Origin of the sequence: Streptomyces sp. NPDC001848, from assembly GCF_042891915.1 — a bacterium.
GTDB lineage: Bacteria > Actinomycetota > Actinomycetes > Streptomycetales > Streptomycetaceae > Streptomyces.
The window spans coordinates 361990-382074 of sequence record NZ_JBIATP010000008.1 but is presented as its reverse complement, the minus strand read 5'-3'; the positions used below and the strand labels follow the sequence as shown (position 1 = coordinate 382074).

The following is a 20085-nucleotide window of genomic DNA, read 5'->3' as shown; positions in this document are numbered from 1 at the left end:
GCGGTCGCGTTCCTGCAGGAGATGAACGCCACGGTGTACCGCCGCAACCCGGGCGTGGTCACGATCGCGGAGGAGTCCACCGCCTGGGACGGGGTCACCAGACCCACCGACCGAGGCGGCCTCGGCTTCGGCCTGAAGTGGAACATGGGCTGGATGCACGACTCGCTCGTCTATGTGTCCAAGGACCCGGTGCACCGCAGGTACCACCACAACGAGATGACGTTCTCCATGGTGTACGCCTACAGCGAGAACTACGTCCTGCCGATCTCCCACGACGAGGTGGTGCACGGAAAGCAGGCCCTGGTGTCCAAGATGCCCGGGGACTGGTGGCAGCAGCGCGCCAACCTCCGTGCGTACCTGGGCTTCATGTGGGCCCACCCGGGCAAGCAACTCCTCTTCATGGGGCAGGAGTTCGCCCAGGGCGCGGAGTGGTCGGAGGCGCACGGCCCGGACTGGTGGCTGCTGGCCCCGGAGTACGGGGCGGCGGCGGACCACCGGGGCGTGCGGGACCTGGTCCGCGACCTCAACACGATCTACCGCCGCACCCCGGCGCTGTGGCAGCGCGACACCGAACCCTCCGGCTTCCGCTGGGTCGTCTCGGACGCCGCCGACGACAACGTGCTGGCGTTCCTGCGCCACGACGCGGAGGGCAGACCTCTGCTGGCCGTGTCGAACTTCTCGCCGGTCGTCCGCCACGACTACCGCCTGGGTGTCCCGGACGACGTCCCCGCCTGGCGGGAGGTGCTCAACACGGACGCGGCGGCGTACGGGGGCAGCGACGTCCGCAATCAGGACCGCGTCACCCCGGAACCGGGACCCGGACAGGGCATCCGGCTGACCCTTGCGCCGCTGGCGACCGTATGGCTGCTGCCCGCAGTCGGATGAGCGCCGCCCGTCACTCTGCTCAAGAAATTGTTTGTCGTCCAGAAAGTCGGGAATGGGCTGATTAGTGCTTCGGACAGGAGGCACGTCCGTGGGAGCTGGCTCACCAGCCCCGGGTGTGTCCCGTGTGTTCCGTGAGTGCGCCCTCCCATGGTGACTGTCCAGTCAGCCCCTCGAGGGAGTTGAGAAGCACATGCGCATCACGGTCAAGGCCAAGCAACACCCGCACGACGACGCACCCGACACCACCGACGCCTTCGCACGGCTGCGCGGGCTGCCCGACAGCCCGGAGCGGCAGGCGCTGCGCGACGAGATCGTCCGGTCGTGGCTGCCGATGGCCGAGCGCATCGCCCGGCGCTACAGAGGCCGGGGCGAGTCCGTCGAGGACCTGTGCCAGGTGGCGGCCCTCGGGCTGGTCAAGGCGGTCGACCGCTATGAGCCGACGCGCGGTTACGCGTTCGAGAGCTATGCCATCCCCACCATCACCGGCGAGATCAAGCGGCACTTCCGCGACCACATGTGGGTCCTGCACGTACCGCGACGGGTCCAGGACCTGCGCAACCGGGTGCGGGCGGCCGTCAAGGAGATCGGCCAGGAGACCCCCGGACACGGCCCCACCGTCACCGAGATCGCCGAACACGCGCACCTCAGCGAGGACGATGTGCGGGTGGGTCTGGAGGCCATGGACAGTTTCACCGCCCTCTCCCTGGACGCGGAGGTCGCCGGCAGCGACGACGGCTACGCGCTCGGCGACGCCCTCGGTGACTCCGACGCCGGCTACGACCTGATCGTCGACCGCGAGGCCGTCAAACCGTGTCTGCGTTCCCTGCCCGAGCGGGAGCGCACCATCCTCTACCTGCGCTACTTCCGCGGTATGACCCAGAGCCGCATCGCGAACCAGCTGGGCATCTCCCAGATGCATGTCTCGCGTCTGCTCAGCGGATGCTGCGCGCGCGTACGGGAGGAGGCCCTCTCCGACGGCGCCTGATGCCCTGCCCCGGCCGGCCCACCCCGCCGGTCGCCCACGGCACCGGTTCACGTCGCATCCGGCCGCCCGAGCCGCTTGTCGACCGGACGGCCGTTTGCGGTGGGCTCACTGCCGAACCCTCCCGGGAACGGTTGGCCAGTGCGCCGACACCTTCCGGACTATCCGCGAGAGGGTGTTTGAAACACGACGGCGGTCACACGGCGTCAGTGCGGCGGCGGACCCTCCGGAAGCTGCGTCGGGCCGTAGCGGTCGAGCGTGTCCTCCAGGAGGACGCGCACGTCGTCCGGCAGATCCCCGTCGCGGCCCCAGATCAGTATCATCTCCGCGACATTGCGCAGTTTGATGTTCGCGTGCTGGGAGACCTCCCGCAGCACCTCCCACCCCTGGCCGGGCGTCACATGCCCGAGCGCGACCAGCATGCCGATGGCCTGGTCCACCGTCGCGTGCGAGGTGACGGCCTCCTTCAGCTGGCAGATCTCCGCCTCCAACTGGAAGATCCGCTCCGCTTCCGGGGAGGTGGTGTCCGGCTCGTCCTCTCCCGGACGGGCTTTCGAGGTCATCGTCCCCTCCGGGGTGCTGTGGTCTTCGGCGCCGTCGGCTTCCTCCATCGTCACCACTCGCCCTCGGGTGTGCGAGCCGGGAGAAGGGGTACTGCGGGGACCGGGTCAGGACCGTGGGCCGGGGAGGTGAAGCAGTCATGAGCCGTACCGAGGACGCCCGGGCGAGCGCGTACGACGCGACCCCGTTCCTGCCGGACGGCGGCGATCTCGCCGCATACCGGCGGGCCGCCGCCGGCTGCCACGGCTGCCCGCTGTACGAGAACGCCACCCAGACCGTGTTCGGCCGGGGCGACGCCTCGGCGCGCGTCGTGCTGGTCGGGGAGCAGCCGGGCGACCAGGAGGACCGGCAGGGCGAACCCTTCGTGGGCCCGGCCGGACGCCTGCTGGACAAGGCGCTGACCGAGGCCGGCATCGACCGCGGCACCGCGTACGTCACCAACGCGGTCAAGCACTTCAAGTTCACCGTCGTCCCCGAACGCGGCAAGCGCCGCATCCACAAGGCGCCCAGCCTGCGCGAGATGAGCGCCTGCAAGCCCTGGCTGCGCGCCGAGCTGGACCTGATCCGGCCCGAGGTCGTGGTGGCCCTGGGCGCCACCGCCGCCAAGTCACTGCTCGGCGGCTCCTTCCGGGTGAGCAAGGACCGCGGGAGCCTGCTGCCGCTGCCCGGCTCCGACGACGAGCAGTACGTCGTCGCGACGGTGCATCCCTCGGCGATCCTGCGCGCCGACGACCGGGAGGCGGCGTACGCCGGGCTCGTGTCCGACCTGAAGGTGGCTGCGCGGGCGCTGAACGGGCAGACCTGACCGTCGGCCGGAGCCCGCCTGATCCGGCGATCCGTGGGTACCCGGCCCGGCATGAGCACGATCTTGTCGCGCCTGCCATGGCGCAAGAAGCCGACCCGTACCGCCACCGAGGAGGTCCTGGAGGAGGTGAAGGAGCAAGGCCACGAGGACGACACCGACACCGGCGGGGGCACCGGGGGCGGCGCGGGTGACCCGATCACCCCGAGTCTTCAGGCCAACCGGAAGACCGCCGAGGGACGCCCCTCCGACCGAGAGACGTGACCGGCCGCTCGACGAAGGAGGGAACACCCGTGGATCACACCCGCGTGCCGATTCTCGAAGCCCTGCGCCGCTACCACGAGCGCGGGGAACTCGCGTTCACGCCCCCCGGCCACAAACAGGCCCGTGGTGCCGATCCGGAGGCCAGAGAGCTCCTGAGCGACGTCTTCCGCTCCGATGTGCTCGCCTCGGGCGGCCTCGACGACCGCCGCACGACCGGTGACGTCCTGGTGCGGGCCGAGGAGTTGATGGCGGACGCCGTCCACGCCGATCACACCTTCTTCACCACCTGCGGCAGCTCGCTGTCCGTGAAGGCCGCGATGCTTGCCGCGGCGGGCCCGCACGAGCAGCTCGTCGTGGGCCGTGACGCCCACAAGTCGGTGGTCTCCGGACTCATCCTGGCCGGCATCGAGCCCGTCTGGGTCGACCCCCAGTGGGACGAGCGGCAGCGCTTCGCCCACGCGCCCTCCGCGGAGGCCTTCGCCGAGGCCCTCGACCGCCATCCCGAGGCGCGCGGCGCCCTGGTCACCAGCCCGACCCCGTACGGCGGCTGCGCGGACCTGGCCGCGATCGCCGAGGTCTGCCACGCCCGGGGACTGCCGCTCATCGTCGACGAGGCGTGGGGCGCGCACCTGCCCTTCCATCCGGATCTGCCGTCCTGGGCGATGGACGCCGGCGCGGACGTCTGCGTGACCAGCATCCACAAGATGGGCAGCGGCTTCGAACAGGGTTCCGTCTTCCATCTGCAGGGGTCCCTGATCGATCCCACGACCCTGAAGTCGCGTGCGGACCTGTTGGGCACCACCAGCCCCTCCGTCCTGATCTTCGCCGGACTCGACGCCTGGCGCCGCCAGATGGCCCTGCGCGGCAAGGACCTGCTGGACGACGCCCTGCACCTGGCCGAGCAGGTCCGAGCCGCCGTCGAGGAGATCCCGGGGTTCGAGGTCCTCGGGCGCGACGACCTGGTGGGCCCCGGTCTGTCGGCGGACTACGATCCGCTGCCGATCACCATCGACATCAGCGGCCTCGGCACGAGCGGCTACCGCGCCGCCGACTGGCTGCGCGACGAACACCACATCGACATGCACCTCTCCGACCACCGCCGGATCAGCGCCCAGCTCACCTTCGCCGACTCGCCCGAGACCACCGGGCGCCTGCTCCAGGCCCTGCGCGACCTCGCCGGGCACGCCGACGAGCTCGCGGCCGGTCTGCCGCGCGCCGAGGTGCCGACGGGAGCCGAGATGCGGCTCGAACAGGTGCGCCTGCCGCGTGACGCGTACTTCGGGCCCAAGGAGTCCGTGCCCCTGGACCAGGCGGCAGGCCGGATCGCGGGCGAGATGATCACGCCCTATCCGCCGGGGATCCCGGCCGTGCTGCCGGGCGAGCGCCTCACCGAGCCGGTGCTGCGCTATCTGCGCACGGGCCTGGAGTCAGGCATGAACCTGCCCGACGCCGACGACCCACGGCTGCACACGATCAGCGTGTGCCGCTGAGCCACCCCGCACGCGCCCGAGGGGCGGCCCCAGCCATGGGGCCGCCCCTCGGGCGCGTATCCCAGCGCCATCCCGCGCGGGTCACTCACCACTCACCAGCACCACCTCAAGGGTGCGCGGCCCGTGCACCCCCTCGACCCGGTCCAGCTCGATGTCGCTGGTCGCGGACGGCCCGGAGATCCAGGTCAGCGGACGTGCCGGATCGAGCCGCCCCAGGGCCTCCGGCACCGACGACACGACCTGCTCCGGGACGCGAACGACACAGATGTGGTGGTCGGGGACGAGGGTGATACGGCGGCGCCCCTGGTCGGGTGAGCCGTCCAGCACGAGGGTGCCGGTCTCGGCGACGGCGACGGCGCAGCCGGTGACCACGCTGTCGACGCGGTCCAGCTCCTGCGGGGTGCTCTCCGCCCGGTCGGGAACCTGCTGCACGCCCGTCAGCCAGTGCGACGGGAGTCCGGGCGGTACCAGGACGGTGCGCGCGCCGCGCGCGGCGAGCAGACCCGCCAGCACCGACGGCAGTGCGGCGGCGTCGGTCCGGTGCACGATCGCCCGGTAGTCCGCCAGGTTCTCCGCCAGCAGACCGACCGTCTCCTCGACGGTGCGCTCGCCGTGCCGGCGCAGATAGTCCCGGGAAACGGCCTGCTCGTACGGCGCTTCGTCCTTCGGTACGTCCGCCAGTGCGCGCCGTACCCGGCCCAGGATCAGCTCCCTGCTGTTCACTTCGCGTCCTTTCCGCCACGCGTGCGCTGCCACCAGTCGCGGAACGGCTCCGCCGGCACCTGCGGCAGGTCCCGGCTCGCGCTCCACGCCCGCCCCGGGCCCGGCAGCGTCCGCGGAAGGAAGCGGCGCGACCGGGACGCCAGCCGCTGACCGCTCCGCAGAGCGGCGGGGTGGCCGAACGTCCAGCGTGCCGCCCGCATCGCCGCCCGTTCGGCGGCATGTCCCTTCGCGGGCTTCAGCACGACCCTGTTGCCGCCCCGCGTCGCCGGCCCGCCCTGCACCACCCGCTCCCGCAGATGCACCAGCACCTCGGGAATGTCGATGGCGACCGGGCACACCTCGTAGCAGGCGCCGCACAGCGAGGACGCGTACGGCAGCGAGGCGTCGATCTCGCTCTGGGTGCCCCGCAGTTGCGGGCTGAGGATCGCCCCGATCGGCCCCGGATACACCGAGCCGTAGGCGTGTCCGCCCACCCGCTCGTACACCGGGCACACGTTGAGACACGCCGAGCAGCGGATGCAGCGCAACGCCTGGCGGCCCACCTGGTCGGCGAGTGTGTCGGTGCGGCCGTTGTCGAGCAGGACCAGGTGGAAGGTGCTCGGTCCGTCCTCGTCGGTCGTGCCGGTCCACGTGCTGGTGTACGGGTTCATGCGCTCCGCCGTGGAGGAGCGCGGCAGGGTCTGCAGGAACACCTCCAGATCCCGCCAGGTCGGCACGATCTTCTCGATGCCCACGACCGAGATCAGCGTCTTGGGGAGGGTGAGGCACATCCGCCCGTTGCCCTCGGACTCCACCACGACCAGCGTTCCGGTCTCGGCGACCATGAAGTTCGCGCCGGAGATCCCGACCTTGGCGCGCAGGAACTTCTCCCGCAGGTGCAGCCGGGCCGCCTCGGCGAGCTCGGCGGGCGCGTCGGTCAGCCCCTCGGGCGCGGGTCGGCCCCACTCGGCCATCTCCGAGCGGAAGATGTCCCGGATCTCGCCGCGGTTGCGGTGGATCGCCGGGACGAGTATGTGCGAGGGGCGGTCCTTGCCGAGCTGGACGATCAGTTCGGCCAGGTCGGTCTCGTAGGCGCGGATACCCTGCGCCTCCAGGGCCTCGTTGAGGCCGATCTCCTGGGTGGCCATCGACTTGACCTTGACGACCTCCGACTCGCCGGTCGCCTTGACCAGTTCGGCCACGATCCGGTTGGCCTCGTCCGCGTCGGCGGCCCAGTGCACGATGCCGCCCGCCGCCGTGACCGACTCCTCCAACTGCACCAGATACCGGTCGAGATGGCGCAGCGTGTGGTCCTTGATCTGCCGGCCCGCCTCACGCAGCGCCGCCCAGTCGGACAGCTCCGCGACCGCCGTGGCGCGCTTGGCGCGGATGGTGTGGGTGGCGTGGCGCAGATTGCCGCGCAGGGTCCGGTCGCGCACCGCCTCGTGCGCCGCCGCCGGGAAGGCGGGCATACCGAGATACGTTCCGCTCATGCCGACGGCTCCTCTTCCGTGCTCGCCAGGATCTCCGCGATGTGCACCGGCCGCATCCCCGTCCGCAGGCGCGCCATCGTCCCGCCGATGTGCATCAGGCAGGAGTTGTCGGCCGCGCACAGCACCTCCGCGCCCGTCGACTCGGCGTTGCGCACCTTGTCGATACCCATCGCCGCCGAGACATCGGAGTTCTTCAGGGCGAACGTGCCGCCGAAGCCGCAGCACTCCTCGGCACCCGGCAGCTCCGCCAACTCCAGTCCCTTGACGGCCTGGAGCAGTCGCCTCGGCCGGTCGCCGAGGCGCAGGCCCCGCAGACCGTGGCAGGTGGGGTGGTACGTCACCTTGTGCGGGTAGTACGCGCCGACATCGGTCACTCCCAGCACGTCGACCAGGAACTCCGTCAGCTCGTACGTCTTCGGGACCACGGGTGCCAGGGTGGCCGCCAGGGTGTCCCCGCGGCCCTCGGCGCGCGCCCGCTCACCCATCCGCGGATACCACTCCCGCACCATCGCCCCGCACGACCCCGACGGCGTCACGATCGCCTCGTAGCCCCGGAAGACATCGGAGAACTTCACCGCGAGCGGCTCGGCTTCATGCCGGTATCCGGTGTTGTAGTGGGCCTGTCCGCAGCAGGTCTGCGCCATCGGGAAGTCGACCACGACGCCCAGCCTGGTCAGCAGTTTCACCACCGCGCGACCGGTGTCCGGATAGAGCGTGTCGTTGACACAGGTCAGGAACAGGGCGACACGCATCGCGGCTCCTTGGGTTCGATCATCGGATGAGTGCAGATTAGTCGGCGGACGCAGCCTGGGGGAGACCCCGGCTCAGGACACGGCGAGCCGGGACTCCGCCTCCCGCCACACAGCCGTGTCGCCGCGCGGCTCGTACCGCGTGAGCGGCTGGGTGGCGGCGAGCAGCCGCCGCATGTCCGTCCGGTCGCCGACGAGCCCGTGGGCGCGGGCCTGGACGAGGACGTTCCCGAGGGCGGCGGCCTGCGTCGGCCCGGCCACCACCGGCAGCCCGCAGGCGTCGGCGGTCAGCCGGCACCGCAGGGCGTTGCGGGTGCCGCCCCCGACGATGTGGACCACGTCCACCGGGTGGTCGGCGAGCCGCTGGGCCTCGGACACGGCCCGGCGGTGGGCGAGCGCGAGGGAGTCGAGGATGCACCGCGTGACCTCTGCGGGGGAGTCCGGCGCCGACTGCCCCGAGGCACGGCACGCCTCGGCGATCCGTGCCGGCATCCGTCCGGGCGCCAGGAACGCCGCGTCACCCGCGTCCACCACGGACCGCAGCGCCGGGACCTCGGCGGCGGCCGACAGCAGTTCGGGCAGGTCCGGGTCGCCCCAGTCCCGTACACACTCCTGGAGCAGCCACAGCCCCATGATGTTGCGCAGATGGCGGACCGTGCCGTCCAGGCCCAGCTCGTTGGTGAAGTTGGCGGCCCGGCTCTCCTCGCTCAGCACGGGCGCCGGAAGCTCCAGTCCGGCCAGGGACCAGGTGCCGGTGCAGATGTAGGCGAACCGGTCGCCGACGGCCAATACGGCGGCCACCGCGGACGCCGTGTCGTGCGAGCCGACCGTCGTCACCGGCACGGGCCCCTTGAGACCCGTCGCTTCCAGCACCTCCGGCCGCAGCACACCGGCCGGGTCGCCGGGACGGCGCAGCGGCGCGAACAGGCCGAGGTCGATGCCCAGCCGGTCCGCGACGCCGTACGCCCAGTCGCCCGTGCGGGGATCGATGAGCTGGGTGGTGGAGGCGTTGGTCAGCTCGGTGCCCTGCTCGCCCGTCAGCCAGTAGGTCAGCAGGTCCGGGATGAGCAACAGACGTCGGGCCTGCGCCAGTTGTGCGGAGGCACGGGCCGCCGTCAACTGGTAGAGCGTGTTGAAGGGCGCGTACTGCAAGCCGGTCGCGGCGTACAGTTCCTGCGCGGGGACGGTCCCCCACACCTTCTCCGCGATCCCCTCGGTGCGGGTGTCCGGTAGTACACCGGGTTGCCGAGCAGGGCCCCGTCCGCGTCCAGCAGGCCGTAGTCCACGGCCCAGCTGTCGATGCCGACCGAGTCGACCCGGCCGGCCGCGCGCAACCCGTCGAGGACGCCCGCGTACAGCGACAGGATGTCCCACCGCAGCCCCTCGGGGACCCGCACGGGGCGGTTCGGGAAGCGGTGCGCCTCGGTCAGCTGCAGGGTGCCGGGGCCCACGCGGCCGACCGTGACGCGCCCTACTCCGCCGACCGCGGCCGCACCTGGCGCAACGACGCCGGCGCCCTCGTCGCCACCACCGGCACCTCCGACACGGTCGCCGTCACCGACGCAGGTCTCGTCGTGGACCCCCTCAACCCCGACCACTCCCTGATGAACCAGGAGAGCCAGTTCACCGATTCGGCCGGCCTGCCGCACGCGATCATCTCGTACGTCCCCGGCCGCTTCGGCCAGTGCACGACGGACTACGTCGCCGACCGCACCACCAACGGCCGCGCCTTCCACGTCCGCAAGAACTCCTCCGGCACCTGGCAGAAGACCGAGATCCCGGTCCCCCTGAACTCCAGCCAGCGCACCAAGCTGGTCCTCGACAAGTACGACAACGCCTACGCGGTCTTCCCGTACGGGCGCATCGCCGGTGCGTCGAAGTCCTCCGGTCACTCGGACTGGACGCTGCTGTACGACGGCAGCGGCCTGAACGCCTTCGGTGAGGTCGTGATCGACGAGATGCGGGTGAAGGCGGACGACACCCTGTCGTTCATGTACCAGGAGGAGTCCAGCGGTACGACACCCTCGGCGCTCCACGTCATCGACTTCGCCCTGCCCTCGTGACCGGATCCGCCGCGCGGGGCGGTGACGATAATGTGAAGCCCGCCGCGCCGCCCCACGTCTTTCTGGAGGTCCCCGCCTGATGGCCCAGTCGGTGGGTATCAAGGACGTCGCCCGCGCTGCCGGAGTCTCCGTCGGCACGGTCTCGAACGTCATCAACCGGCCGGAGACGGTCGCCTCCGAGACCCGTACCCGCGTGCTGTCCGCGATCGACCGGCTCGGCTACGTCCGCAGCGAGTCGGCGCGGCAGCTGCGGGCCGGGCGCAGCCGGATCATGGGCCTGCTCGTCCTGGACATGGGCAACCCGTTCTTCGTGGACGTGGCCCGCGGCGCCGAGCGGGCCGCCCGCGAGGCCGGGCTCGGCGTGATGGTCTGCAACAGCGCGCAGAGCGCCGCCGAGGAGGCCGAGTACCTGTCGCTCTTCGCCGAGCAGCGGGTGCGGGGCGTGCTGCTCACCCCCGCCGACGCGACCGGACGGAACATCGAGACGTTCCGTCGCCACGGCATCCCGTTCGTGCTGGTGGACCGGGTCGCAGAGGGCACCACCGAGTGCTCGGTCTCGGTCGACGACGTGGCGGGCGGCACCCTGGCCGTACGGCACCTCGTCGACGCCGGGCACCGGTCCATCGCGTACGTCAGCGGGCCGCCCGGACTCAACCAGGTCAGGGACCGCCGCACCGGCGCCCTGAACGCGCTGGCCGAGGCCGGGCTCGGCCCGGAGGCGCTGCGGGAACTGCCGACCGAGCGCCTCGACGTGGCCGCGGGCCGCGACGCCGGTGCCCGGCTGCTCGGGCTCGCCGACCGCCCCACGGCCGTGTTCTGCGCCAACGACCTGCTCGCGCTCGGTGTCCTGCAGGCGATGTTCGCCGCCGGTGTCAGCGTCCCCGACGACCTCGCCATCGTCGGCTACGACGACATCGAGTTCGCCGCGGCCGCCGCCGTGCCGCTCACCTCCGTACGGCAGCCCGCCGTCACCATGGGCGCCCTCGCCGCGGAACTCCTCCTGGAGGAGACCGAGGCGGAGGCGGCCGAGTCGGGGACCCGCCCGCACGAACACCGGCGGGTCGTGCTCCAGCCGGAACTGGTGGTGCGCAACTCCAGCCTGTCCGGGCGCTGAGCGGCACCCGGCGCCCCGGAAACCGGCTGAACGAACGGTCGGTACGGGTTTCTCGATCCCGGGCGCCCGCGCCCCGGGACCATGTGCTGAACTGGGACGCGGCCTTGGATTTCGTCCGTCCCGGGGAGCCCCGTTGACCCTCAGCTACCGCCAGCCCGGCATCGTCCTCACCGACCGCCGCTTCACCGTACCCCTGGACCACGACGACCCCGACGGCGAGACGATCGAGCTGTACGCGCGCGAGGTGGTGGCGAGCGACAAGGCGGACGACGACCTGCCCTGGCTGCTCTACCTCCAGGGCGGGCCCGGCTTCGGCGCGAACCGCTTCGTCGGCCGGCAGGCCTGGCTCGGTCGCGCCCTTCAGGAGTTCCGCGTCCTCCTGCTCGACCAGCGCGGCACCGGCGCCTCCACGCCCGCCAACCGGCAGACCCTCCCGCTGCGCGGCGGCCCCCGCGAACAGGCCGACTACCTCACCCGCTTCCGCGCCGACTCCATCGTCCGCGACTGCGAGGCCATCCGCCCGCAGGTCACCGGCGGAGCCCCCTGGACGGTCCTCGGGCAGAGCTTCGGCGGCTTCTGCACCGTCACCTACCTGTCGACGGCCCCCGAGGGACTGCGCGCCGCACTGATCTCCGGCGGTCTGCCCGCCCTCGACGCGCACGCCGACGACGTCTACCGGGCCGCCTACCCGCGCATCGAACGCAAGGTCGCCGCCCACTACGCCCGCTACCCGCAGGACGTCGAACGCGTCCGCCGCATCGCCGAGTACCTGCTCCGGCACGAGCCGGTCCTGAACGGCGGTTACCGGCTCACCGTGGAGGCGTTCCAGTCACTCGGCATCCACCTCGGCGGCAGCGAGGGCAGCCACCGACTGCACTTCCTCCTCGAGGACGCCTTCGTCCGCGCCCCGCAGGGCCCGGCGCTCTCGGACGCCTTCCAGGAACAGGTGCACAGCCTGCTGTCGTACGCGAGCCACCCCCTGTACGCCCTCGTCCACGAGGCGATCTACGGCCAGGACGAGCGCCCCACCGCCTGGTCGGCGGAGCGCGTCCGCGCAGAGTTCCCGCAGTTCGACGCGGCGAAGGCGCTCACGGGCGACGGGCCGGTGCTGTTCACGGGGGAGTCGGTGCACCCGTGGATGTTCGACACCGACCCGGCGCTGCGCCCGCTGCGCGAGACCGCTCACCTGCTCGCCGAGCGCACCGACTGGACACCGCTGTACGACCGCGCCCGCCTCGCCGCCAACGAGGTGCCGGTGGCCGCCGCGGTCTACCACGACGACATGTACGTCGACACCGCCCACGCCCTGGACACCGCCCGCGCGATCCGTGGCCTGCGCACCTGGGTGACGGACGAGTTCGAACACGACGGTGTCCGTGCGGGCGGCCCCCGCGTCCTTGACCGCCTGCTGGCACTGGCGCGGGACGAGGTCTGACCCGGGGCCGGGAACCGTGCCGCATGCACGGCTCCCGGCCGGTGACTTCCCTGCGGCGGTGTGCTCAGCGGTCGCCGCGCGGGCGGGTCAGGGTGAACCGGTCGACGGGGAGCAGGTCGCCGTAGGGGCCGTCGACGGCGTAGTAGGTCACGTGGATGGAGGTCGTGCCGCCCGGGTGGCCGGGGTCGACCTCGAAGGCGGCGAAGCCGTAGGAGTGGTCGGGGTCCCGGACCGCGGACCAGGGGGCGTCCTCGGTGACGTAGACGGGTGTGCGCTTGCCGGTGGCGGGGTCGACCGGGCCGACCTTGGTGATGACCCGGCACTGCGGTGTGGGGAACAGCAACTGGTTGGACGGCACGGAGGTGCCGCCGCCGCCGATCACCATGTGCACGGTGCCCTTCGAGGTGTCGACCGTGGTGGTGTCGGTGGCGGACGGTATGGGAGTACGGGTGTCGTTGGGCTGCTGGCCGCGGATGGGGTGGGAGCGCTCGTAGTGGTGCTCGTGGCCGCACACCACCAGGTCGACGCCGTAGCGGTCGAACAGCGGCACCCACTCCTCACGGATGCCGAGGTCGGCGCCGTTGGCCTTGTCGGCCGTCGAGATGACCACCTGGTGCATGCACACCACGATCCAGTCGATGTCCGGATTCGCTCGCGAGGCGGCGAGCTCGGTCTCCAGCCAGCGCTTCTGCGCGCCGCCGGAGTAGCCGTGGACATAGGAGTTGCCGCCGTCCTGGAAGGCGACGTCGTCGTTGTTGAGGCTGATCACGCGCACGGCGCCCGCGGTGAACGCGTACCACAGGCCGCGCAGTTCGTCGTCCGCCCCGGATTCCGGCACGCTGAAGTAGGTCTGGTAGGCGCCGTAGCCGATGGGGCCGTTGCCCAGTTCGTTCTCGTGGTTGCCGGCCGCCGGCATCCAGGGACGATGGCGGGCCGAGCGCGAGTTGTTCTCGAACCAGTCGGACCAGGTGCGCACCCGGTCGGTCGACAGGTTGGCGTAGCACAGGTCGCCGTTGACCAGGTGGAACAGCGGGGCGATCCGTTCCACCCCGGCGGTGGTGTCCCCTGCGGCCGGAGAGCCCAGGTTGTCGTTGACGTACACGCCGCTGGCGTTCTTCTTGCCGAGCGTGGGCGTGCCCTGGTCGCCGAAGCTGGTGAAGGTGAACGCCGACCGGCCGCCGGGCGCGGTGCGCACCGTGCCCAGCTCGGCCTGCGCACCGTCGTGCAGCGCGGCGTACACGTAGTCGGTGTCCGGCCGCAGACCGCGCAGCCGGGCGTGGTGAACCTGCACCTCGGTACCGGACTTGGCGTCGCGGTAGGTGGTGGTCTGAGCGGCGACGGTACGGCCGAAGCCGCCCGCGGGGGTGCCGAGCAGGACCCGAGGCCGGGACACCGAGACGGTGGTGTGCCAGGACACCACCACCTCGCGGGCCGCGTCGGCGCCGAACTGCAGATGCAGGCCGGCCACGCGCGGGGCGCCGAGCGCGCCCGGCTTCTGCCAGAGCACCGGGCTGGCGGCGGCGGGAGCCGCGGTGGCGAGACCGACCGCACCGGTCAGCCCCGCCCCCGAGGCCCCGGCCAGGAGGGTGCGTCTGCTGAGATGTGAAGGGACAGCAGCGTCAGGAGTCTTCATGGCCGACCACCCTGGCGGGAGGGCGATGAACTGCGCGGCAGGCTATGGGTGAACGAAGCGTCAAAGCCACCGTGACCGAAAGGGAACGGGACCTCCGGCGGTGGACCGGCCCTGCGCCGTCGCCCGTGCCCCGCCGGACCGGGCTTCACCCCGGCTCGACCGGTCGGCGGGAACGCGGCGCTACTCTGCGGCCATGACCGAGCCACGCAATGAGCAGCTCAAGCCCATGCCCGACGGCTGGCAGCGCGCCCTCGCCGTCGTCGCCCATCCCGACGACCTCGAGTACGGGTGCTCGGCGGCGATCGCCGGGTGGACCGACGGCGGCCGTGAGGTCACCTACGTCCTCGCCACCCGCGGCGAGGCGGGGATCGACTCTCTGGAGCCCGCCGTGTGCGGACCGCTGCGCGAGCGGGAACAGCGGGCGAGCGCCGCGGTGGTCGGCGTGTCCACGGTGGAGTTCCTCGACCACCGGGACGGCGTCGTCGAGTACGGCGTCGCACTGCGCCGTGACATCGCGGCTGCGATCCGGCGTCACCGGCCCGAGCTGGTCCTCACCCTCAACCACCGCGACACCTGGGGCGGCGGCGCCTGGAACACCCCCGATCACGTCGCCGTGGGACGGGCGACGCTCGACGCGGTCGCGGACGCCGGCAACCGGTGGATCTTCCCGGAGCTCACGGAGCGAGGCCTGGAGCCCTGGAACGGCGTGCGGTGGGTCGCCGTGGCCGGTTCCGCGCAGCCCACGCACGCCGTGGACGCGACACCCGGGCTGGAGCGCGCGGTGCGCTCGCTGCTCGAACACCGTACGTACATCGAGGCGTTGACTGACGAGGATCCGGAGACCTACGCCCGGTCGTTCCTCACCGCCCACGCCGCGGGCCTGGGGGAGCGGTTCGGCGGCATACGGGCCGTCGCGTTCGAGCTGTTCAGCCGTTAGTTCCGGTACTCAGGCAGTCGTCCGCAGCGGTGCCACCGCTCGCCCGTCCGGCAGCAGTTCACCGGTGTCGTCGAAGACGATGGTGCCGTTGCAGAGCAGAGACCAGCCCTGTTCCGGGTGGGCGGAGACGATGACCGCCGCGTCGTGGTCGGGGCGGTCGGCCGATGGGCACGGAGGCCAGTGCGTGCACATGACGTCTCTCCAGGGGTCGTACGAGGTCTGTCTCTGTAGTAGCGGAGTTTGATTTCGTACGAGTGAGGGCACCCCCACAGGCCAGGAAACTCGACGGTGAATTTCCCGACCTCCGGCGGCCGGAAGGGGCCCGTCTCCATGAGGCGACCGTAGAGGTGCCACCGCCGGACGGCCACTCACCGACCGCCGGTCGGGGCTCTCCTTGGGCGAGGGGCCCGTTCGGAGGTGCTGTTGTGGCGGGCGGCGCGGCCCGATCGCACGATGGACGGCAACACCACCTTCATGACCTGGAACCTGCTGCACCCGGCCCGGGAGCTGAAGGACCTCGGAGGCATCCCCGCCTACGGCAACCGGCGCACCGCCTGAGCCGCCGGCTGCCGTCGCGACCACGAAAACCCCGAGCACGGGTAGAGGGGCCCCCGGCTAGGGTGACGTCATGCACGCACCCTCCGGCGACCTCTCCGACCTGCGCGCCGACTGCGGCAACTGCTTTGCTCTGTGCTGCGTGGCGCTACCGTTCGCCCGATCCGCTGACTTCGCGATCGACAAGCACGCCGGCTCGCCCTGCCGCAACCTTCAGGACGACTTCCGCTGCGGCGTCCACAGCGAACTGCGGCCGCGCGGTTTCGCCGGCTGCACGGTCTACGACTGCTTGGGTGCCGGCCAGAAGGTCTCCCAGATCACCTTCGGCGGGCGGGACTGGCGGTCGGGTGACCGGGAGCACGCCCGGCGGATGTTCGACGTGTTCCCCGTCGTGCGGCAGCTCCACGAGTTGCTCTGGTACCTGACCGAGGCGCTCACCCTTCCCGCGGCCCGTCCGGTCCACGCCGATCTGCGCCACATGCTGGAGGAGACCGAGCGACTGACTTTCCGCACCCCGGAGGAGCTCGGCGAGTTGGACGTGGGTGCGCACCGGCGGGAGGTGAACGTGCTGCTGCTGCGCACCAGTGAGCTGGTCCGGGCCGGGACCGGTCGTCGGACGAAGGACCGTCGGGGCGCGGATCTCATCGGTGCGCGTCTGAAGGGGGCCGACCTCCGCGGTGCCAGTCTGCGTGGCGCCTACCTGATAGCCGCCGACCTCACGGGTGCCGACCTGCGGGACGCCGATCTGATCGGCGCCGACCTACGGGACGCGGACCTCACCGACGCCGATCTGACCGGCGCCCTCTTTCTGACCCAGCCGCAGATCGACGCGGCGCGGGGGAGCGTGGGCACCAGGCTCCCGGCGTCCGTCACACGCCCCGCCCATTGGACGGCGTACCTCTGACGGTTCCGTGGCGACTGCCGGGCCTGGTTGGCGCACACCCCGATCTTCGATAAGTTAGGCAAGCCTTACCTAAGGAGGTTGGGGATGGGTGGCCGTCACGTCTGGACGGCCGCGCCGGTCGCGGCGGAGCGTGCCCGCTCGGTGCTCGCCGCCGCATGGTCCTGCACGGTGACCGCGCAGGACGGACGCGAGGAGTTCGCCGGCGCACACTCGGTCGCCGCCGACGGCCGGGTGCTGCTGCGCCCGCCCGAGGAGAGCGCACTGCGCGCAGCCGCCTTGTGCGCGCCCCGCGGAGAGCCGTCGGTGGTCCTGGAGTTCGCCGATGTCGCGCCCGTACCCGTACGGTCCCGGATCCGCGCCCGGCTGTGGCTCGCCGGCGAGGTCGAGCCCGAGGGGGACGAGCTCGCCCTCCGGCCGACGCGGATCGCGCTGCGCCGGGCGAACGGCGTGGTCGTCGTCGACCCCGACGAGTACGCGAGTGCCGAACCCGACCCGCTCGGCGCCGCCGAGGTCCGGCTGCTCACCCACCTCGCCGACGCGCACCCGGACGCCGTCCAGCGGCTGACCCGGCTCGTCGATCCAGGCAGCCTGCAGGGTGCCGTACGCGTGCAGCCGCTCGCCGTCGACCGGCACGGGCTCACGCTGCGCATCGAGCGGGCCCGCGACCACGGCGACGTACGCCTGCCGTTCCCCGAGCCCGCGGACACGGTCGCGCAGCTCGCCGAGCGCATGCACGCCCTGCTCGCGCAGGCCGCCCGGACCTGCCCGCGCGCACTACAGCGGCAGCGCACGGACGGCGACCGGTGAGGCGAACGACTCGCCGGCGAGCCGCGGTTCACCGCTCCCGCTGCGAGGCGCAGGCGATCGCGGCGGCGGCCGCGGCTCAGTGCGGCACGCGCCGCCTGCTCCGGCTGCCGCCGGACGCACCGCGGGACGGTCCCGGACCAGGTGCGCGGCGTGCTGGCCCAGGCCCGATCCGAGGTCCGCGACGCGTCGGCCGCACAGGTCGCCGAGGACTTCCGCTCCGGGACCGCTTCCTCGCGGTGCGCGACGCGGCGGGCGGTCACCAGGCGCCGTCCTCCACCGGTTTCCCCGGCGCGTCGCCGAGCGGCTTCACCTGCTGCGGCGAGGGCTGCTGCCACGGCGCGTGGTCGTCGCCGAGCCAGTCGCCGACCGGCCTGACGCGGCCCAGGGTGTCCGTGGGCGCGAGATCCTCGCCGTCGTGGTCGTAGTGGTCGAACCACGGCAGCCCCGCCCGGGTGTACGCCGCGCGGTCCACCGGGGACGGCGGGGGCGCCTCGCCCGTGATGCGACGCCACTCCGGCGGCGTCACCAGATGCACGAACACCCGCCCGGCCGGCTCCTCGGCCCAGCTCCCCGCCGGCCGGTCGTCCCGGTAGACCTCCTGGCGCATCGAACCGCCGACGCCGAGGCCCATCGCGGGGGCACTGCGCGGAGGTCCCCCCGGAGCGGCGGCCATGGCCGGCGGCGGCAACGCGGCACCCGAGGCCGGTGGGGCTCCCGGGGCGGGCATGGCGCCCCCGTAGGGACCTGCGGCCGCCCTGGCCCTCTCGATCTCCGCGGCGGCCTCCCGCTTGCGCCGCTCCTCCTCCCGCCACGCGGCCAGAGGCCCCTCCTTGAGCGGGAACACCTGCAGCTGTATCCCGCCCCACACCTCTTCCCCGGTGACCTGGCCCTCGACCGTGGCGCCGAGCCCGAGCGGCACCGCCACGAACTGGCGCACCGTCCCCCGGCCGGAATTGATCCCGTCCAGCCAGGGCTGGCGCGGAAGCACCAGGTAGTTCTGCGGATCCCGGCCAAGACGCGCACTCCAGGGCCTGCCGGAGACCGCGCACACCTTGCCCGCGCCCACCTGCAGGGCGGCCGGCTCGGAGGCGGTGAAGTTCAGCCACATGGCCTCGCGCAGATACACCGGCAGCATCACGCCGCCGCGCGCCCGCCACTCGGCGGGCACCCTCCCCGCGTAGTCCTCCACCCGGCGCACGGGGAACTCGCCCAGCCCCGGCGGCAGCGGATGCGTGCCCCTCTCCGGCAGCCGCAGCGTCCGCATGAAGCGGACCCGCACACCCCCCGGCAGCAGCAGCCGGTTCCCGTCGATCCGCACCGCGCCCATGCGCCCCGCCCCTCTCCCCGCCGTTGGTCCGTCCTCACCTGGAACGCCGGTGCGGACCGGTGCGGTTCCGGCGCCGGCGAAGATCACGGATCGGGGTGAAGCGGGGCTCGCGCACCAGGTCCAGCAGCCTGGCCAGACGCGGGTTGCGCTCGCGCTCCTCCCGGGTGCCGCGGTCCAGCTCCTCCAGCAGACGCCGCGTGCGGTGCTCGATGTCCATCTCGTCCAGGATGCGGTTGACCTCGGTCAGCACCGCGCCGTGGAACTGCCACTGACGGCTGTCGCGTTGCACCTCCTCCAGCAGCAGCTGGGCCAGCTTGTCGCGGGTCGCGCCCGCCGTGACCAGCTCCTCCGCGAGCCGGGCCTCGGCGGACTCGGCGCTGCGGGTGACATCGGTGGTGACGAGCACCCCGAAGCTGACCACGGCGTCGCCGATCTCCGACAGCAGCCGCTCCAGCGTCGCCCCGATCTCCGACTCGAACAGCGGCTCCGGTTCCCGCTGCTTCGCCAGGTCGGCCAGGGTGCGGGAGATCACCCGCAGCACCACCGTGACGATCTCCAGCGTGTCGAGTCCGGTGCGCAGCACGATCCGGTGCAGCAGGCCCTCGCGGACCCGCGGGTTGAGCTTCAGGCTGTCCTCGGCCTGCCGGAGGGCGGCGTCCACCAGGACGATGTCGTGGTCCAGTCTGCGCGCCTCGTGCAGCCGTGCGGCAGCCTGCGCGGCGGGTGTCCGGCCCGCGGCCGCCTCCCCGACGCGCAGCATCAGCTGGCGGATCCGGCGCGCGAGCCCCTCGATGGACTCACCGGCGGGCCCCAGCCACACCGGGGGAGCGATGAACAGATTGGTGGCGAGGCCGACCACCGCGCCGATGAGCGTCTCCACGACCCGGGCCCAGGCCGTGCTGCCGACCTGGGTCACCCCGAGGACCAGCATGCCGCTGATCGCCACTTCCTGAACGAACTCCCTGACCCGTACGAGATGCCCCACGGCCAGCGAGGCCAGGATGATCAGGGCGAGGCTCCACCAGGTCAGGCCCACCAGGATGCTGAAGCAGATCGCGATGAGGACGCCGGCCACCACGGAGTTCACCCGGCGTACACCGGTGGTGAGCGTCGCGTACAGCGTCACCTGAACCACGAGGAGCGCGGTCAGGGGCGCGGTCAGCGGAGCCGGCTCCGGGCTCAGGCGCAGGGCGACGACATACGCGACGGTCGCCGCCGCGGTCGAACGCACCGCCTGGACGACCTCGGGCTCCTGCCGCCACCTGGCGAGCCGAGCGGCGGCCCCCGCCCAGGCATCACGGACCTCTGGCATCCCTAACGCCTTTCCCTGTGCACCCAGGCATCGAACGTACACAACAGGATGGCGGGCGTCGCCCGGGGGC

The 20085-nt window shown here is 72.2% G+C and carries 18 protein-coding genes and 3 pseudogenes; 12 read left to right on the top strand and 9 right to left on the bottom strand.

Annotated elements, in window-relative coordinates; all coding sequences use genetic code 11:
* Together ACFYZJ_RS19430 and ACFYZJ_RS19425 are read left to right on the top strand one after the other, a co-directional pair.
* The coding region (locus ACFYZJ_RS19430) for an alpha amylase C-terminal domain-containing protein (RefSeq protein ID WP_388569434.1) at nt 1-885 on the top strand (885 nt) is incomplete at its 5' end.
* Nucleotides 886-1075: 190 nt separating this feature from the next.
* A complete protein-coding gene (locus tag ACFYZJ_RS19425; RefSeq protein ID WP_388569431.1) occupies nt 1076-1870 on the top strand; it encodes a SigB/SigF/SigG family RNA polymerase sigma factor in 795 nt (264 codons plus the stop codon).
* 203 nt (nt 1871-2073) lie between these two features.
* Here ACFYZJ_RS19425 and ACFYZJ_RS19420 read toward each other — a convergent pair whose 3' ends face one another.
* Nucleotides 2074-2430, bottom strand: a complete 357-nt coding sequence (locus ACFYZJ_RS19420; protein WP_388569428.1) for an ANTAR domain-containing protein — start codon at nt 2428-2430, stop codon at nt 2074-2076.
* Nucleotides 2431-2567: 137 nt separating this feature from the next.
* Between ACFYZJ_RS19420 and ACFYZJ_RS19415 the strand changes: the two genes are divergently transcribed.
* The 3 genes from ACFYZJ_RS19415 to ACFYZJ_RS19405 are packed head-to-tail and all read left to right on the top strand — an operon-like array spanning nt 2568 to nt 4984.
* Nucleotides 2568-3233 carry a UdgX family uracil-DNA binding protein gene (locus tag ACFYZJ_RS19415; RefSeq protein ID WP_388569426.1) on the top strand — a complete coding sequence of 222 codons (666 nt, stop codon included), beginning with the start codon at nt 2568-2570 and terminating at the stop codon, nt 3231-3233.
* Nucleotides 3234-3284: 51 nt separating this feature from the next.
* Nucleotides 3285-3494, top strand: coding sequence for a hypothetical protein (locus ACFYZJ_RS19410; RefSeq protein ID WP_388569423.1), 210 nt, complete (start codon nt 3285-3287; stop codon nt 3492-3494).
* Nucleotides 3495-3523: 29 nt separating this feature from the next.
* A complete protein-coding gene (locus ACFYZJ_RS19405; RefSeq protein WP_388569420.1) occupies nt 3524-4984 on the top strand; it encodes an aminotransferase class I/II-fold pyridoxal phosphate-dependent enzyme in 1461 nt (486 codons plus the stop codon).
* An 81-nt stretch (nt 4985-5065) separates the two neighbouring features.
* On the opposite strand, the gene ACFYZJ_RS19400 is transcribed toward ACFYZJ_RS19405, so the two are convergent.
* The 4 genes and pseudogenes from ACFYZJ_RS19400 to ACFYZJ_RS19385 form a co-directional block, all read right to left on the bottom strand.
* Nucleotides 5066-5707 carry a lactate utilization protein C gene (locus ACFYZJ_RS19400; protein ID WP_388569417.1) on the bottom strand — a complete coding sequence of 214 codons (642 nt, stop codon included), beginning with the start codon at nt 5705-5707 and terminating at the stop codon, nt 5066-5068.
* Nucleotides 5704-7179, bottom strand: coding sequence for a LutB/LldF family L-lactate oxidation iron-sulfur protein (locus ACFYZJ_RS19395; RefSeq protein ID WP_388569413.1), 1476 nt, complete (start codon nt 7177-7179; stop codon nt 5704-5706). Before ACFYZJ_RS19395 ends, ACFYZJ_RS19400 begins: the two co-directional genes overlap by 4 nt.
* Nucleotides 7176-7931, bottom strand: coding sequence for a (Fe-S)-binding protein (locus tag ACFYZJ_RS19390; RefSeq protein WP_388569409.1), 756 nt, complete (start codon nt 7929-7931; stop codon nt 7176-7178). The genes ACFYZJ_RS19395 and ACFYZJ_RS19390 overlap by 4 nt, the downstream gene beginning before the upstream one ends.
* A 72-nt stretch (nt 7932-8003) precedes the next feature.
* Nucleotides 8004-9379 (bottom strand): annotated as a pseudogene (locus tag ACFYZJ_RS19385) (rhamnulokinase family protein).
* Nucleotides 9380-9400: 21 nt separating this feature from the next.
* Between ACFYZJ_RS19385 and ACFYZJ_RS19380 the strand changes: the two are divergent.
* The 3 genes and pseudogenes from ACFYZJ_RS19380 to ACFYZJ_RS19370 all read left to right on the top strand — a co-directional run.
* Nucleotides 9401-9991: pseudogene (locus tag ACFYZJ_RS19380) on the top strand (BNR-4 repeat-containing protein); the annotation flags it as partial.
* A gap of 79 nt (nt 9992-10070) precedes the next feature.
* Nucleotides 10071-11105 (top strand): LacI family DNA-binding transcriptional regulator, encoded by a 1035-nt coding sequence (locus tag ACFYZJ_RS19375; protein WP_388569407.1) that lies wholly within the window; start codon nt 10071-10073, stop codon nt 11103-11105.
* Between the two features lie 133 nt (nt 11106-11238).
* Complete coding sequence (locus tag ACFYZJ_RS19370) at nt 11239-12540, top strand: alpha/beta fold hydrolase (RefSeq protein ID WP_388569405.1); 1302 nt, start codon at nt 11239-11241, stop codon at nt 12538-12540.
* A 64-nt stretch (nt 12541-12604) separates the two neighbouring features.
* On the opposite strand, the gene ACFYZJ_RS19365 is transcribed toward ACFYZJ_RS19370, so the two are convergent.
* On the bottom strand, nt 12605-14173 hold the full coding sequence (locus ACFYZJ_RS19365) for a purple acid phosphatase family protein (RefSeq protein ID WP_388569403.1): 1569 nt from the start codon (nt 14171-14173) through the stop codon (nt 12605-12607).
* A gap of 193 nt (nt 14174-14366) precedes the next feature.
* Here ACFYZJ_RS19365 and ACFYZJ_RS19360 point away from each other — a divergent pair, with 193 nt between their 5' ends.
* Nucleotides 14367-15110 (top strand): PIG-L deacetylase family protein, encoded by a 744-nt coding sequence (locus ACFYZJ_RS19360; protein WP_388569401.1) that lies wholly within the window; start codon nt 14367-14369, stop codon nt 15108-15110.
* Between the two features lie 9 nt (nt 15111-15119).
* Here the strand turns inward: ACFYZJ_RS19360 and ACFYZJ_RS19355 are convergent, their stop codons facing one another.
* On the bottom strand, nt 15120-15302 hold the full coding sequence (locus ACFYZJ_RS19355; RefSeq protein ID WP_388569399.1) for a DUF5999 family protein: 183 nt from the start codon (nt 15300-15302) through the stop codon (nt 15120-15122).
* Between the two features lie 270 nt (nt 15303-15572).
* Here ACFYZJ_RS19355 and ACFYZJ_RS19350 point away from each other — a divergent pair.
* The 3 genes and pseudogenes from ACFYZJ_RS19350 to ACFYZJ_RS19340 form a co-directional block, all read left to right on the top strand.
* Nucleotides 15573-15668 (top strand): annotated as a pseudogene (locus ACFYZJ_RS19350) (flavodoxin family protein); the annotation flags it as partial.
* Between the two features lie 70 nt (nt 15669-15738).
* On the top strand, nt 15739-16569 hold the full coding sequence (locus tag ACFYZJ_RS19345) for a pentapeptide repeat-containing protein (protein ID WP_388569396.1): 831 nt from the start codon (nt 15739-15741) through the stop codon (nt 16567-16569).
* Between the two features lie 84 nt (nt 16570-16653).
* A complete protein-coding gene (locus tag ACFYZJ_RS19340; protein WP_388569394.1) occupies nt 16654-17376 on the top strand; it encodes a DUF2470 domain-containing protein in 723 nt (240 codons plus the stop codon).
* A 256-nt stretch (nt 17377-17632) separates the two neighbouring features.
* Here ACFYZJ_RS19340 and ACFYZJ_RS19335 read toward each other — a convergent pair whose 3' ends face one another.
* Both ACFYZJ_RS19335 and ACFYZJ_RS19330 read right to left on the bottom strand, forming a co-directional pair.
* Nucleotides 17633-18703 (bottom strand): hypothetical protein, encoded by a 1071-nt coding sequence (locus tag ACFYZJ_RS19335; protein WP_388569392.1) that lies wholly within the window; start codon nt 18701-18703, stop codon nt 17633-17635.
* A 34-nt stretch (nt 18704-18737) separates the two neighbouring features.
* Entirely contained in the window at nt 18738-20015 is a 1278-nt protein-coding gene (locus ACFYZJ_RS19330; RefSeq protein ID WP_388569390.1) for an aromatic acid exporter family protein, read from the bottom strand.
* Nucleotides 20016-20085: the final 70 nt, after the last annotated feature.